Source organism: Enterobacter sp. KBR-315C3_2022 (assembly GCF_041399425.1).
Classification (GTDB): Bacteria; Pseudomonadota; Gammaproteobacteria; order Enterobacterales; family Enterobacteriaceae; genus Enterobacter.
Map to the genome: position 1 here is coordinate 15,800 of NZ_JBGKEB010000035.1, position 14,311 is coordinate 30,110.

Annotated in this window: 13 protein-coding genes; all 13 read left to right on the forward strand. The window is 53.5% G+C overall.

Annotated features, from left to right (window positions below; translation table 11 throughout):
- Positions 1-314: 314 nt before the first annotated feature.
- The 13 genes from mnmG to glmS all read left to right on the forward strand — a co-directional run bounded on the left by mnmG (position 315) and on the right by glmS (position 14,013).
- Positions 315-2,204: a tRNA uridine-5-carboxymethylaminomethyl(34) synthesis enzyme MnmG gene (gene mnmG, locus AB8804_RS22030; RefSeq protein WP_371190072.1), complete on the forward strand. Its 1,890-nt coding sequence runs from the start codon at positions 315-317 to the stop codon at positions 2,202-2,204.
- Positions 2,205-2,311: 107 nt separating this feature from the next.
- Entirely contained in the window at positions 2,312-2,935 is a 624-nt protein-coding gene (gene rsmG / locus AB8804_RS22035; RefSeq protein ID WP_371190073.1) for a 16S rRNA (guanine(527)-N(7))-methyltransferase RsmG, read from the forward strand.
- A gap of 617 nt (positions 2,936-3,552) precedes the next feature.
- Positions 3,553-3,933 carry a F0F1 ATP synthase subunit I gene (gene atpI / locus AB8804_RS22040; RefSeq protein ID WP_371190074.1) on the forward strand — a complete coding sequence of 127 codons (381 nt, stop codon included), beginning with the start codon at positions 3,553-3,555 and terminating at the stop codon, positions 3,931-3,933.
- Positions 3,934-3,941: 8 nt separating this feature from the next.
- Positions 3,942-4,757 carry a F0F1 ATP synthase subunit A gene (gene atpB, locus AB8804_RS22045; RefSeq protein ID WP_006177554.1) on the forward strand — a complete coding sequence of 272 codons (816 nt, stop codon included), beginning with the start codon at positions 3,942-3,944 and terminating at the stop codon, positions 4,755-4,757.
- A 49-nt stretch (positions 4,758-4,806) separates the two neighbouring features.
- Positions 4,807-5,046: a F0F1 ATP synthase subunit C gene (gene atpE / locus AB8804_RS22050; RefSeq protein WP_000429386.1), complete on the forward strand. Its 240-nt coding sequence runs from the start codon at positions 4,807-4,809 to the stop codon at positions 5,044-5,046.
- Positions 5,047-5,094: 48 nt separating this feature from the next.
- Positions 5,095-5,565 carry a F0F1 ATP synthase subunit B gene (gene atpF, locus AB8804_RS22055; RefSeq protein ID WP_003862370.1) on the forward strand — a complete coding sequence of 157 codons (471 nt, stop codon included), beginning with the start codon at positions 5,095-5,097 and terminating at the stop codon, positions 5,563-5,565.
- A gap of 14 nt (positions 5,566-5,579) precedes the next feature.
- Positions 5,580-6,113 carry a F0F1 ATP synthase subunit delta gene (atpH, locus tag AB8804_RS22060; RefSeq protein ID WP_014172281.1) on the forward strand — a complete coding sequence of 178 codons (534 nt, stop codon included), beginning with the start codon at positions 5,580-5,582 and terminating at the stop codon, positions 6,111-6,113.
- Between the two features lie 12 nt (positions 6,114-6,125).
- On the forward strand, positions 6,126-7,667 hold the full coding sequence (atpA, locus tag AB8804_RS22065; protein WP_006808751.1) for a F0F1 ATP synthase subunit alpha: 1,542 nt from the start codon (positions 6,126-6,128) through the stop codon (positions 7,665-7,667).
- Positions 7,668-7,718: 51 nt separating this feature from the next.
- Positions 7,719-8,582 carry a F0F1 ATP synthase subunit gamma gene (gene atpG, locus AB8804_RS22070; protein ID WP_032673476.1) on the forward strand — a complete coding sequence of 288 codons (864 nt, stop codon included), beginning with the start codon at positions 7,719-7,721 and terminating at the stop codon, positions 8,580-8,582.
- 31 nt (positions 8,583-8,613) lie between these two features.
- Positions 8,614-9,996 carry a F0F1 ATP synthase subunit beta gene (gene atpD / locus AB8804_RS22075; RefSeq protein ID WP_006177559.1) on the forward strand — a complete coding sequence of 461 codons (1,383 nt, stop codon included), beginning with the start codon at positions 8,614-8,616 and terminating at the stop codon, positions 9,994-9,996.
- A 20-nt stretch (positions 9,997-10,016) separates the two neighbouring features.
- Positions 10,017-10,436, forward strand: coding sequence for a F0F1 ATP synthase subunit epsilon (locus AB8804_RS22080; protein WP_006177560.1), 420 nt, complete (start codon positions 10,017-10,019; stop codon positions 10,434-10,436).
- A gap of 138 nt (positions 10,437-10,574) precedes the next feature.
- Positions 10,575-11,945: a bifunctional UDP-N-acetylglucosamine diphosphorylase/glucosamine-1-phosphate N-acetyltransferase GlmU gene (glmU, locus tag AB8804_RS22085; RefSeq protein ID WP_371190076.1), complete on the forward strand. Its 1,371-nt coding sequence runs from the start codon at positions 10,575-10,577 to the stop codon at positions 11,943-11,945.
- 238 nt (positions 11,946-12,183) lie between these two features.
- The gene (gene glmS, locus AB8804_RS22090) at positions 12,184-14,013 is read left to right on the forward strand and encodes a glutamine--fructose-6-phosphate transaminase (isomerizing) (protein WP_371190077.1); all 1,830 of its coding nucleotides are present in this window, start codon (positions 12,184-12,186) and stop codon (positions 14,011-14,013) included.
- Positions 14,014-14,311: the final 298 nt, after the last annotated feature.

The window sequence follows — 14,311 nt, forward strand, 5'->3', positions numbered from 1 at the left end:
CAACGTACAACTCCGCAGCGGTTTTTGGCCTGTGTATAAAGTGCCGTTTTGATCCCAGCTTATACTGACCAGGATCACCGATCACTCACAGCAAACGATCCTTTCTAACCGCATGATCTTATTTGCGAGATCGGACTTATCCACAAAGGTCCGCGATCCTAATAAGAGATCACAATAGAACAGATCTCTAAATAAAAAGATCTTCTTTTTAATAGCCCAGGATCCCAATGCTTTCTCGAAAGACTAAAGTTGAGTAGAATCCACGGCCCGGGCATCAATCCATTTTCATACCGCGTTATGCGAGGCAGACCACCATGTTTTATCAGGATCCTTTTGACGTCATCATCATTGGCGGGGGTCATGCAGGCACCGAGGCCGCAATGGCCGCGGCGCGTATGGGTCAACAGACCCTGCTTTTGACACACAATATCGACACGCTGGGACAAATGTCCTGTAATCCGGCGATTGGCGGCATTGGGAAAGGACACCTGGTAAAAGAAGTGGATGCACTTGGCGGCCTGATGGCGAAAGCGATCGATCGTGCTGGCATCCAGTTTAGGATACTAAACGCGAGTAAGGGCCCAGCTGTTCGCGCCACGCGAGCACAGGCCGACCGCGTGCTTTACCGTCAGGCGGTACGCACCGCGCTGGAGAATCAGCCGAACCTGATGATCTTCCAGCAGGCGGTTGAGGATCTTATCGTTGAGAACGATCGCGTCGTCGGCGCCGTGACCCAGATGGGCCTCAAATTCCGCGCCAAGGCCGTGGTCTTGACCGTCGGGACATTCCTGGACGGCAAAATCCATATCGGACTGGACAACTACAGCGGTGGCCGCGCTGGCGATCCGCCGTCCATTCCGCTTTCTCGCCGCCTGCGTGAACTGCCGCTGCGCGTGAGCCGTCTGAAAACCGGCACGCCGCCGCGCATCGACGCTCGCACGATTGATTTCAGCGTGCTGGCACAGCAGCACGGCGATAATCCGATGCCGGTCTTCTCGTTCATGGGCAGCGCGGCGCAGCATCCGCAGCAGGTGCCGTGCTACATCACGCACACCAACGAAAAAACCCATGACGTGATCCGCAATAACCTCGATCGCAGCCCAATGTACGCAGGCGTGATCGAAGGGATCGGCCCGCGCTACTGCCCGTCGATCGAAGACAAGGTGATGCGCTTTGCCGATCGCAACCAGCACCAGATCTTCCTCGAACCGGAAGGGCTGACCTCTAACGAAATTTACCCGAACGGGATCTCCACCAGCCTGCCGTTCGACGTGCAGATGCAAATTGTGCGTTCAATGCAGGGCATGGAGAATGCGAAAATCGTTCGTCCTGGCTACGCTATTGAGTACGATTTCTTCGATCCGCGTGACCTGAAACCGACGCTCGAGAGCAAATTCATTCACGGTCTGTTCTTCGCGGGTCAGATTAACGGTACCACCGGTTACGAAGAGGCCGCTGCGCAGGGGCTGCTGGCTGGCCTGAACGCCGCGCGCTTCTCTGCTGAGAAAGAGGGCTGGGCGCCGGCGCGTTCCCAGGCTTATCTGGGCGTCCTGGTTGACGATCTCTGCACCCTGGGGACCAAAGAACCGTACCGTATGTTTACTTCTCGCGCGGAGTATCGTCTGATGCTGCGTGAAGATAATGCGGATCTGCGTCTGACCGAAATGGGCCGCGAGCTGGGTCTGGTCGACGACGAGCGCTGGGCGCGCTTTAACGAGAAGCTCGAGCGTATCGAGCAGGAACGTCAGCGTCTGAAAACCACATGGGTTAATCCGCAGGCAGAAACGGCGGCTGAAGTGAATGCTCACTTAACTGCGCCGCTTTCTCGCGAAGCCAGCGGTGAAGATCTGCTGCGCCGCCCCGAAGTCACGTATGAGAACCTGGTCAAACTGACCGCGTTTGCGCCCGGCCTTGAAGACGCTGAAGCCGCTGAGCAGGTCGAAATTCAGGTGAAATACGAAGGCTACATCGCGCGCCAGCAGGATGAGATCGAAAAACAGCAGCGAAACGAAAATACGCTGCTGCCGGAGATGCTGGACTACCGTCAGGTAACGGGGCTTTCCAACGAGGTGATCGCCAAGCTTAACGATCATAAACCTGTGTCAATCGGCCAGGCTTCGCGTATCTCCGGGGTTACGCCTGCCGCGATTTCGATTCTGCTGGTGTGGTTGAAAAAACAGGGCATGCTGCGCCGCAGCGCGTAATGCCCAGAACATCGCCCGGTGGCGCTGCGCTTACCGGGCCGACTTAACCCGTAGGGCGGGTAAGCTAAGCGCCACCCGCCACCTAAGTTTTCCAACAGGTATTCACCGTGCTCAATAAACTCTCTCGTCTGCTGGATCAGGCAGGTATTTCGCTCACCGATCACCAGAAAACTCAACTGGTGGGGTATGTCGACATGCTGAACAAATGGAACAAAGCGTACAACCTGACCTCCGTACGCGACCCCAACGAGATGCTAATTCGCCACATCCTCGATAGCATTGTCGTCGCACCGCATCTGAACGGTGAACGCTTTATCGACGTCGGCACGGGCCCCGGTCTGCCGGGCGTTCCGCTGTCAATTGTCCGTCCAGAGAGCCACTTCACGCTGCTGGACAGCCTCGGCAAGCGGGTGCGATTCCTGCGTCAGGTTCAGCATGAGCTCAAGCTGGAAAACATTACGCCGGTTCAGAGCAGGGTAGAGGACTTTCCGGCAGAGCCGCCGTTTGACGGGGTGATCAGCCGTGCATTCGCCTCGTTAAACGACATGGTGAGCTGGTGTAAGCATTTGCCTGCACAGAACGGGCGTTTTTATGCCCTGAAAGGACAGCTTCCAGGCGATGAAATCGAGCAGCTTCCGGAAAGCTATTCGGTCGAATCCATTGAAAAATTGAAGGTTCCTCAACTTGAGGGCGAGCGTCATTTGGTGATAATTAAGCCAAACAATTTTTAAAAATTTAATAAAAAATGTGGAATTTGTGCTGTTCTCATTGTGTTAAAAAGCAGCACTGTCCGTAAAGATGGCCCGGTGCTAATTTAACCTTAATGTCACTATGCTTTTTCTTATAGTTAACGTGGTCTCTGTTATTGCACACTGCTGATAGTCAACATTGAAAATATCAGTCTGCTAAATGTGATGAACAGTTATGACGCATTAATGTTAAATATTTATTAAGAATGTCAATAAAAGGTTTTTGTTGTATACCGGGCTGTTTTGAAAATAGTTACGATATTTTTTCTTTAATTTCAAAAAGATGAAGTTGCGTGATTTAAGGCTTTGATAAATACATCCTTATCGTAAATGTATAATTTGTGATCTCGTGCACGCTTTGCTGTCAATGTTTCCGCGTGGTTTGCAGTTTTGCTCTACGGGCGGCACTTTCGACAAAAGTTGAAAAATAGCGATGGGGAAAAATATTTAAACATTTATTCACCTTTTCGCTACTTAATGTTTGAAATCACGGGTACGCACCGTATAATTTGTCCGCTTTTTGATGCTTGACTCTGAGCCTTAAAGGACGTTTTATACGACACGCGGCATACCTCGAAGGGAGCAGGAGTAAAAACGTGATGTCTGTGTCGCTCTTGAGTAGAAACGTTGCTCGTAAGCTTCTGTTCATTCAGTTTCTGGCCGTGATAGCAAGTGGACTGCTGTTTAGCCTCAAAGACCCCTTCTGGGGCATCTCCGCCGTGTGCGGGGGATTGGCAGTTGTTTTGCCAAACATGTTGTTTATGATTTTTGCCTGGCGTCATCAGGTGCATACACCCGCCAAAGGCCGCGTGGCCTGGTCCTTCGCTCTGGGCGAAGTGTGTAAGGTGTTGCTGACCTTTGCTTTGCTGGTGATGGCGCTGGCGGTTTTAAAAGTGGTATTCATGCCGCTGATAGTTACGTGGGTTTTGGTGCTGGTGGTACACGTTCTGGCTCCAGCTGTAATCAATAACAAAGGGTAAAAGGCATCATGGCTTCAGAAAATATGACGCCGCAGGATTACATAGGTCACCATCTGAATAACCTTCAGCTGGACCTGCGTACATTCTCGCTGGTGGATCCACATAACCCCCCGGCCACCTTCTGGACGATCAACATCGACTCCATGTTCTTCTCGGTGGTGCTGGGTCTTCTGTTCCTGGCCATGTTCCGCGGTGTTGCTAAACGAGCGACCAGCGGTGTTCCAGGGAAATTCCAGACCTTCGTCGAAATGATCATCGGCTTCGTTCACGGTAGCGTCAAAGACATGTATCACGGCAAGAGCAAGCTGATTGCTCCGCTGGCGCTGACGGTCTTTGTCTGGGTCTTCCTGATGAACCTGATGGACCTTCTGCCTATCGATTTCCTGCCGTGGATCGGCGAGCATGTTCTCGGTCTGCCTGCACTGCGTGTGGTACCGTCCGCTGACGTGAACATCACCCTGTCGATGGCGCTGGGCGTATTTATCCTGATTCTTTTCTACAGCATCAAAATGAAAGGCGTAAGCGGCTTTGTGAAAGAGCTTACCTTGCAGCCGTTCAACCACTGGGCGTTTATTCCGGTCAACCTGATCCTGGAAGGCGTTAGCCTGCTGTCCAAACCTGTTTCACTGGGTCTGCGACTGTTCGGCAATATGTATGCGGGTGAGCTGATTTTCATTCTGATCGCGGGTCTTCTGCCGTGGTGGTCACAGTGGATTCTTAATGTGCCATGGGCCATTTTCCACATCCTGATCATTACGCTGCAAGCCTTTATCTTCATGGTTCTGACGATCGTCTATCTGTCGATGGCGTCTGAAGAGCACTGATTTTTTACCAACACTACTACGTTTTAATTGAAACAAACTGGAGACTGTCATGGAAAACCTGAATATGGATCTGCTGTACATGGCTGCCGCTGTGATGATGGGTCTGGCGGCTATCGGTGCTGCGATCGGTATCGGCATCCTCGGAGGTAAATTCCTGGAAGGCGCAGCGCGTCAACCGGACCTGATTCCTCTGCTGCGTACTCAGTTCTTTATCGTTATGGGTCTGGTGGATGCAATCCCAATGATCGCTGTAGGTCTGGGTCTGTACGTGATGTTTGCTGTCGCGTAGTAGTTGTTTTAAAACCCCAAGCCACAGAAATTTAAGAGGTATTGTGCTGTGAACATGAACGCAACAATCCTCGGCCAGGCCATCGCGTTTATTCTCTTTGTCTGGTTCTGCATGAAGTATGTATGGCCGCCTTTAATGGCTGCCATCGAAAAACGTCAGAAAGAAATTGCTGACGGTTTGGCTTCCGCAGAACGCGCTAAGAAAGATTTGGACCTTGCACAGGCCAACGCGACAGACCAGCTGAAAAAAGCGAAAGCTGAAGCTCAGGTAATCATTGAACAGGCTAACAAACGCCGTTCTCAGATCCTGGACGAAGCCAAAGCTGAAGCAGAACAGGAACGTACTAAGATCGTGACACAGGCTCAGGCTGAAATTGAAGCCGAGCGTAAACGTGCTCGTGAAGAACTGCGTAAGCAGGTTGCGATTCTGGCTGTTGCTGGCGCCGAGAAGATCATCGAACGTTCCGTGGATGAAGCTGCTAACAGCGACATCGTGGATAAACTTGTCGCTGAACTGTAAGGAGGGAGGGGCTGATGTCTGAATTTGTTACGGTAGCTCGCCCCTACGCCAAAGCAGCTTTTGACTTTGCTGTCGAACACCAAAATGTCGATCGCTGGCAAGATATGCTGGCGTTTGCCGCTGAGGTGACGAAAAACGAACAAATGGCTGAGTTGCTTTCTGGTGCATTAGCGCCTGAAACTCTCGCCGCGTCGTTTATCGCCGTGTGCGGAGAGCAGCTGGATGCCAACGGCCAGAACCTGATTAAGGTGATGGCAGAGAATGGTCGTCTGCGTGTGCTCCCGGATGTTCTTGAGCAGTTTGAGCACTTACGTGCCCTTAGTGAAGCTACCGCAGAAGTCGAAGTGACCTCTGCGACTGAACTGAGTGATGAACAGCTTGCGAAAATCACCGCCGCGATGGAAAAACGTCTGTCACGCAAAGTTAAGCTGAATTGCAAAATCGATAAGTCTGTAATGGCAGGCGTAATCATCCGCTCGGGTGATATGGTCATTGATGGCAGCGTACGCGGCCGTCTTGAACGCCTTGCAGACGTCTTGCAGTCTTAAGGGGACTGGAGCATGCAACTGAATTCCACCGAAATCAGCGAACTGATCAAGCAGCGCATTGCTCAGTTCAGTGTTGTGAGTGAAGCTCACAATGAAGGTACTATTGTTTCTGTAAGTGACGGTGTTATCCGCATCCACGGCCTGGCCGATTGTATGCAGGGTGAGATGATTTCCCTGCCGGGTAACCGTTACGCTATCGCACTGAACCTGGAGCGCGACTCCGTAGGTGCTGTTGTGATGGGTCCATACGCTGACCTCGCCGAAGGCATGAAGGTTAAGTGTACTGGCCGTATTCTGGAAGTACCGGTTGGCCGTGGCCTGCTGGGCCGCGTGGTGAACACCCTGGGTGCGCCAATCGACGGTAAAGGTCCGGTTGAGCACGATGGCTTCTCCCCAATCGAAGTTATCGCACCGGGCGTTATCGACCGTCAGTCCGTTGATCAGCCAGTACAGACTGGCTATAAGTCCGTTGATGCCATGATCCCAATCGGTCGTGGTCAGCGTGAACTGATCATCGGTGACCGTCAGACCGGTAAAACCGCGATGGCAATCGACGCCATCATCAACCAGCGTGACTCCGGCATCAAATGTGTGTACGTGGCTATCGGCCAGAAAGCGTCCACCATTTCTAACGTGGTTCGTAAACTGGAAGAGCACGGTGCGCTGTCTAACACCATCGTTGTTGTGGCGACCGCTTCTGAATCTGCTGCACTGCAATACCTGGCACCATATGCCGGTTGCGCAATGGGCGAATACTTCCGTGACCGCGGTGAAGATGCGCTGATCGTATACGATGATCTGTCTAAACAGGCCGTTGCTTACCGTCAGGTTTCCCTGCTGCTCCGTCGTCCACCAGGACGTGAAGCATTCCCTGGCGACGTATTCTACCTCCACTCTCGTCTGCTGGAGCGTGCTTCCCGCGTTAACGCGGAATACGTCGAGAACTTCACCAAAGGTGAAGTGAAGGGTAAAACGGGCTCTCTGACCGCGCTGCCGATCATTGAAACCCAGGCGGGTGACGTTTCTGCGTTCGTTCCGACCAACGTAATCTCCATTACCGATGGTCAGATCTTCCTGGAAACCAACCTGTTTAACTCCGGTATTCGTCCGGCGGTTAACCCGGGTATCTCCGTATCCCGTGTAGGTGGTGCTGCTCAGACCAAGATCATCAAGAAACTGTCCGGTGGTATTCGTACCGCGCTGGCACAGTATCGTGAACTGGCTGCGTTCTCTCAGTTCGCATCCGATCTGGACGAAGCAACCCGTAAACAGCTGAGCCACGGTCAGAAAGTGACCGAGCTGCTGAAGCAGAAACAGTACGCACCAATGTCTGTTGCTCAGCAGGGTCTGGTACTGTTCGCGGCTGAACGCGGTTACCTCGAAGATGTGGAACTGGCGAAAATCGGTAGCTTCGAAGCCGCTCTGCTGGCTTACGTCGACCGTGATCACGCTCCGCTGATGCAAGAGATCAACCAGACCGGTGGCTATAACGATGAAATCGAAGGCAAGCTGAAAGCTATCCTCGATTCCTTCAAAGCAACCCAGTCCTGGTAATCGTCCGGCGGCTTGTCTCAGGACAAGCCGCCAGGCATTGAGGAGAAGCTCATGGCCGGCGCAAAAGAGATACGTAGTAAGATCGCAAGCGTCCAAAACACGCAAAAGATCACTAAAGCGATGGAGATGGTCGCCGCTTCCAAAATGCGTAAATCGCAGGATCGCATGGCGGCCAGCCGTCCTTATGCAGAAACCATGCGCAAAGTGATTGGTCACCTTGCAAACGGTAATCTGGAATATAAGCACCCTTACCTGGAAGAACGCGACGTTAAGCGCGTGGGCTACCTGGTGGTGTCGACCGACCGTGGTCTGTGTGGCGGCTTGAACATTAACCTGTTCAAAAAACTGCTGGCGGATATGAAAGCATGGTCCGATAAAGGCGTTCAGTGCGATCTGGCACTGATTGGCTCTAAGGGCGTCTCTTTCTTTAACTCCGTTGGTGGCAACATTGTCGCTCAGGTGACCGGTATGGGTGATAACCCGTCCCTGTCCGAACTGATCGGCCCGGTTAAAGTGATGTTGCAGGCCTATGATGAAGGCCGTCTGGACAGACTGTACGTTGTCAGCAACAAATTCATTAACACCATGTCTCAGGTTCCAACGCTCACTCAGATGCTGCCGTTACCGGCATCAGAAGATGACGAGCTGAAGCAAAAAGCCTGGGATTACCTGTATGAACCCGATCCGAAACCGCTGCTGGATACCCTGCTGCGTCGTTACGTTGAATCTCAGGTTTATCAGGGCGTTGTAGAAAACCTGGCCAGCGAGCAGGCCGCACGAATGGTGGCGATGAAAGCCGCGACCGATAATGGCGGCAGCCTGATTAAAGAGCTGCAGTTGGTTTACAACAAAGCTCGTCAGGCCAGCATTACTCAGGAACTCACCGAGATCGTCTCGGGGGCCGCCGCGGTTTAACCAGGTTTACGAATTACGTAGAGGATTCAAGATGGCTACTGGAAAGATTGTCCAGGTAATCGGCGCCGTGGTGGACGTCGAGTTCCCTCAGGACGCCGTACCACGCGTGTACGACGCGCTTGAGGTACAGAATGGTAACGAGAGCCTGGTGCTGGAAGTTCAGCAGCAGCTCGGCGGCGGTATCGTGCGTACCATCGCGATGGGCTCTTCCGACGGTCTGCGTCGTGGTCTGGAAGTAAAAGACCTTGAGCACCCGATCGAAGTCCCGGTAGGTAAAGCAACGCTGGGTCGTATCATGAACGTATTGGGTCAGCCAATCGACATGAAAGGCGACATCGGTGAAGAAGAGCGTTGGGCTATCCACCGCGCGGCACCTTCCTACGAAGAGCTCTCCAGCTCTCAGGAACTGCTGGAAACCGGTATCAAAGTTATCGACCTGATGTGTCCGTTCGCGAAGGGCGGTAAAGTCGGTCTGTTCGGTGGTGCGGGTGTTGGTAAAACCGTAAACATGATGGAGCTGATCCGTAACATCGCGATCGAACACTCCGGTTACTCCGTGTTTGCGGGCGTAGGTGAACGTACTCGTGAGGGTAACGACTTCTACCACGAAATGACCGACTCCAACGTTCTGGACAAAGTATCCCTGGTTTACGGCCAGATGAACGAGCCACCAGGAAACCGTCTGCGCGTAGCGCTGACAGGCCTGACCATGGCTGAGAAGTTCCGTGACGAAGGTCGTGACGTTCTGCTGTTCGTTGATAACATCTACCGTTACACCCTGGCCGGTACCGAAGTATCTGCACTGCTGGGTCGTATGCCTTCAGCGGTAGGTTATCAGCCAACGCTGGCGGAAGAGATGGGGGTTCTTCAGGAACGTATCACCTCTACCAAAACCGGTTCTATCACCTCCGTTCAGGCGGTATACGTACCTGCGGATGACTTGACTGACCCATCACCAGCAACCACCTTTGCGCACTTAGATGCAACCGTGGTACTGAGCCGTCAGATCGCGTCTCTGGGTATCTACCCGGCCGTTGACCCGCTGGACTCCACCAGCCGTCAGCTGGATCCACTGGTTGTTGGCCAGGAACACTACGACACCGCGCGTGGCGTACAGTCCCTGCTGCAGCGTTACCAGGAACTGAAAGACATCATCGCCATCCTGGGTATGGATGAACTGTCTGAAGAAGACAAACTGGTGGTAGCACGCGCGCGTAAGATCCAGCGCTTCCTGTCCCAGCCGTTCTTCGTTGCGGAAGTATTCACCGGTTCTCCGGGTAAATACGTTTCCCTGAAAGACACCATCCGTGGCTTTAAAGGCATCATGGAAGGCGAATACGATCACCTGCCGGAGCAGGCGTTCTACATGGTTGGTTCCATCGACGAAGCCGTGGAAAAAGCCAAAAAACTTTAACGCCTTAATCGGAGGGTGATATGGCAATGACTTACCACCTGGACGTCGTCAGCGCAGAGCAACAAATGTTCTCTGGTCTGGTCGAGAAAATCCAGGTAACGGGTAGTGAAGGTGAACTGGGTATCTTCCCAGGGCACGCACCGCTGCTCACCGCCATTAAGCCTGGTATGATCCGCATCGTTAAACAGTTCGGTCATGAAGAGTTTATCTATCTGTCTGGCGGCATTCTTGAAGTGCAGCCTGGTAGTGTGACCGTTCTGGCCGATACCGCTATCCGTGGACAGGATCTCGACGAAGCGCGAGCCCTGGAATCGAAGCGTAAGGCTGAAGAGCACATTAGCAGCTCTCATGGTGACGTGGATTACGCTCAGGCGTCTGCGGAGCTGGCCAAAGCGATCGCGAAACTGCGCGTTATCGAGTTGACCAAAAAAGCGATGTAACACCGGCTTGAAAAGCACAAAAGCCAGTCTGGTTCCCAGGCTGGCTTTTTTTTTCATCCTTAATTCATGATGAAAAAGATGTAGAATTTTGAGCATCAAACGTTTTTACTTCTCACTTAAATTACAGTCAGGACGCGTATGTTGAACAATACGATGAGCGTGGTCATTCTTGCCGCTGGCAAAGGCACCCGCATGTATTCCGATCTTCCTAAGGTGCTTCACACGCTGGCAGGAAAGCCAATGGTGCAGCATGTTATTGATGCAGCAAATGAATTGGGCGCGCGTCAGGTTAACCTGGTGTACGGTCACGGGGGCGATTTGCTGAAAGCCACGCTGCGTGATGACAAGCTCAACTGGGTGCTTCAGGCAGAACAGCTGGGTACCGGCCATGCGATGCAGCAGGCGGCCCCGTTCTTCGCCGATGACGAAGACATTCTGATGCTCTACGGCGACGTCCCGCTGATCTCCGTTGAAACGCTGGCGCGCCTGCGTGAAGCTAAACCGCAGGGCGGTATCGGCTTGCTGACCGTCGTGCTGGACGATCCGAGCGGCTATGGCCGTATCACGCGTGAAAACGGCGACGTGACCGGCATTGTCGAACATAAAGATGCCACCGAAGAACAGCGTCAAATCCGGGAAATCAATACCGGCATCCTGATTGCCAACGGCGCAGACATGAAGCGCTGGCTGTCTAACCTCAACAATAACAATGCGCAGGGTGAATACTACATCACCGACATCATCGCGATGGCGTATCAGGAAGGCCGTGAAATTGCTGCCGTTCATCCGGCGCGTATCAGCGAAACGGAAGGCGTGAACAACCGCCTGCAGCTCTCCCGCCTTGAGCGTATTTACCAGTCCGAGCAGGCCGAAAAGCTGCTGCTGGCCGGCGTGATGCTGCGCGATCCGTCGCGGTTCGATCTGCGCGGTACGCTATCCCACGGGCGCGACGTTGAAATTGATACTAACGTTATCGTTGAAGGCAACGTTCAGCTCGGTAACCGCGTCAAAATTGGCACGGGCTGCGTGATTAAAAACAGCGTTATCGGTGATGACTGCGAAATTAGTCCGTACAGCGTGGTGGAAGACGCTCACCTTGAAGCGGCCTGCACCATTGGCCCGTTCGCGCGCCTGCGTCCGGGGGCGGAGCTGCTGGAAGGCGCTCACGTGGGTAACTTCGTTGAAATGAAGAAGGCGCGTTTGGGTAAAGGCTCAAAGGCTGGTCATCTGACCTATCTGGGCGATGCGGAAATTGGCGATAACGTGAATATTGGCGCAGGGACCATCACCTGCAACTATGACGGTGCCAACAAGTTTAAAACTATCATCGGCGATGACGTGTTTGTAGGTTCCGACACGCAGCTGGTGGCGCCCGTCACGGTCGGCAACGGCGTAACGATTGCCGCGGGGACCACCGTGACGCGTGACGTCGCCGACAACGAGCTGGTGCTCAGCCGCGTGCCGCAGGTGCACAAGCAGGGCTGGCAACGCCCGGTGAAGAAGAAGTAACGGATTTACCCCTCACCCTAACCCTCTCCCCAAAGGGGAGAGGGGATTGTTCGGTGCGGTGTTTTTCTCCCTCGCCCCTTTGGGGAGAGGGTCGGGGTGAGGGGATAATATAATCCTCCTCCCACAAGCAGTACCCATAACAATAACCCCACTCTCTACAAGGCTCGGGGTGCCCGGAAAGGGCAAATACAGGTCAGCGACAACGCATGGCATAACGCCATAATCAGGAAATCTAACTATGTGTGGAATTGTTGGCGCAGTTGCGCAGCGTGATATTGCTGAAATCCTTCTCGAAGGTTTACGCCGTCTGGAATACCGCGGCTATGACTCGGCCGGTCTGGCCGTTGTCGATGCAGAAGGGCATATGACCCGTCTGCGCCGTCTCGGTAAAGTGCAAATGCTGGCTCAGGCCGCGGAAGAACATCCGCTGCACGGCGGCACAGGTATCGCGCACACCCGCTGGGCGACCCACGGCGAACCGTCTGAAGGTAACGCTCACCCGCATGTGTCTGAACACATCGTGGTGGTGCACAACGGTATTATCGAAAACCACGAACCGCTGCGCGAAGAACTCAAAGCGCGTGGCTATACCTTCGTCTCTGAAACCGACACCGAAGTGATTGCTCACCTGGTTCACTGGGAGCTTGCACAGGGCGGCACGCTGCGTGAAGCGGTGCTGCGCGCGATCCCTCAGCTTCGCGGTGCGTACGGTACGGTGATCATGGATTCCCGCGACCCTTCTACCCTGCTGGCCGCGCGTTCCGGTAGCCCGATGGTGATCGGTCTGGGCATGGGCGAAAACTTTATCGCCTCTGACCAGCTGGCTCTGCTGCCGGTGACCCGTCGCTTTATCTTCCTTGAAGAGGGTGATATCGCAGAAGTGACGCGCCGCAGCGTGACCGTATTCGATACCAAAGGCGAGCAGGTCAAGCGTCAGGAGATCGAATCCAACCTGCAGTACGACGCAGGCGACAAAGGCGCTTACCGTCACTACATGCAGAAAGAGATTTACGAGCAGCCGAACGCCATCAAAAACACCCTGACCGGGCGCATCAGCCACGGCGAGGTGGATCTCAGCGAGCTGGGCGCGCATGCGAACGAACTGCTTGGCAAGGTTGAGCATATTCAGATCGTGGCCTGCGGGACCTCCTACAACTCCGGGATGGTCTCTCGCTACTGGTTTGAATCCCTGGCGGGCGTGCCGTGCGATGTGGAAATCGCGTCAGAATTCCGCTACCGCAAATCTGCCGTGCGCCGCAACAGCCTGATGATCACCTTGTCTCAGTCTGGCGAAACGGCGGATACCCTGGCGGCGCTGCGCCTCTCTAAAGAGCTGGGCTATCTGGGGTCTCTGGCCATCTGTAACGTGCCGGGCTCCTCGCTGGTGCGTGAATCCGATCTGGCGCTGATGACCAAAGCGGGCACCGAAATCGGCGTGGCATCGACCAAAGCGTTCACCACCCAGCTGACCGTTCTGCTGATGCTGGTGGCGAAGCTGGCGCGTCTGAAAGGCGAAGATGCTGCCGTTGAGCATGACATCGTTCACGGCCTGCAGGCGCTGCCGAGCCGTATTGAGCAGATGCTCTCTCAGGACAAACGCATTGAAGCGCTGGCGGAAGATTTCTCTGACAAGCACCACGCCCTATTCCTGGGCCGTGGCGATCAGTATCCGATTGCGCTGGAAGGCGCGCTGAAGCTGAAAGAGATCTCCTACATCCACGCGGAAGCCTACGCGGCAGGCGAGCTGAAGCACGGCCCGCTGGCGCTGATCGACGCGGATATGCCGGTTATCGTTGTCGCTCCGAACAACGAACTGCTGGAAAAGCTGAAGTCTAACATCGAAGAAGTGCGCGCCCGCGGCGGCGTTCTGTACGTCTTCGCTGATAAAGATGCCGGTTTTGCCAGCAGCGACAACATGCACATCATCGAGATGCCGCACGTGGAAGAGGTCATTGCCCCTATTTTCTACACCGTTCCGCTGCAGCTGTTGGCTTACCACGTCGCGCTGATCAAAGGCACCGACGTTGACCAGCCGCGTAACCTGGCGAAGTCCGTCACCGTAGAATAACGACAATTCGCCCTAAAAAGCCTTGCAACTATTGCAAGGCTTTTTTTATGGGAAAAACCTAAATAAATTCCTATTTACATATCGGATCTTGTTTCAAATTTTTTTGAAAATATTACATGATGTGAATATACATGAACTGCCTTTCTTCACTTTAGAATAACTACCTGAAAAACTTAGTAAATTAAAAGTAAGCTTTGAATGTATCGTTTGATTTACGCATTTGCATTCATGGCGTTTATTGGATGTGATTCTAAAAATCTATTTATAATATTAATGCAGATGCGCACCTGTATTATTC